This window comes from Streptomyces flavovariabilis (genome assembly GCF_000725785.1).
In the GTDB taxonomy this organism is placed as follows: Bacteria; Actinomycetota; Actinomycetes; order Streptomycetales; family Streptomycetaceae; genus Streptomyces; species Streptomyces hawaiiensis.
Genome location: NZ_JNXD01000086.1, coordinates 1 through 702 on the forward strand (window position 1 = coordinate 1; position 702 = coordinate 702).

Genomic DNA, 702 nt, shown 5'->3' on the forward strand with positions numbered 1-702 from the left:
CTAGAGGTTGTCCCGTATGGGGCGTGGGTTATCGGGCGAGGGCCAGGTTGTGTAGCCGGGCGATGCCGAGCATGGCCTGGTGAACGCCGTTGCCCTTGAGGCGGCAGTCGCGCAGGATCTTCCAGTTCTTCAGCCTGGACAGGGCGTGTTCCACGCGGGCTCGGGCCCGGCGATGGACCGTGTTCTCCGCTTCCTGCTGCGGGCTGAGGTGCGTCTGACCTCGTCGTCTGCGGTGCGGGATGAGCAGGCCGGTGCCTTGGTAGCCGCCGTCGGCGATGGTCGGAGCGCCGCGGCAGGCCCGGTCCACGCCGGACTCCGTGAACGCCCGGCAGTCATTGCGGCTGCCGGGCAGCGGCAGGCCGATCGCCACCACCAGGCGACTGTTGGCGTCGATCACGACCTGCACGTTCGTCGAGTACCGATAGTTCTTGCTGGAGGCAGCCACGCTGCGGTCACGGGTGGGCACCAGGGTGCCGTCGACGATGTAGACGGTGTCGTTGCGCGGCCGGCGAGCCGGCGAGATGGCCAGCAAGGGCGCCAGGTGATCCAGGATTCGGTCGGCCGCCGACTTCGAGACCCCAAACAGCGGCGCTACCTGCCGCAACGTGAGGTTCGTGCGCCAGTACGTGGCCACCAGCAATACCCGGTCCTCCAGCGGCAGTCGCCAGGGACGGCCTCGCTGGATGTCGCCGCCACGACGCC

Annotated in this window: 1 protein-coding gene; it reads right to left on the reverse strand. The window is 68.9% G+C overall.

Annotated features, from left to right (window positions below):
- Positions 1-28 precede the first annotated feature (28 nt).
- Positions 29-702: IS5/IS1182 family transposase (locus tag IO24_RS0140015; RefSeq protein WP_037669971.1), on the reverse strand; the 674-nt coding region annotated here is incomplete at its 5' end.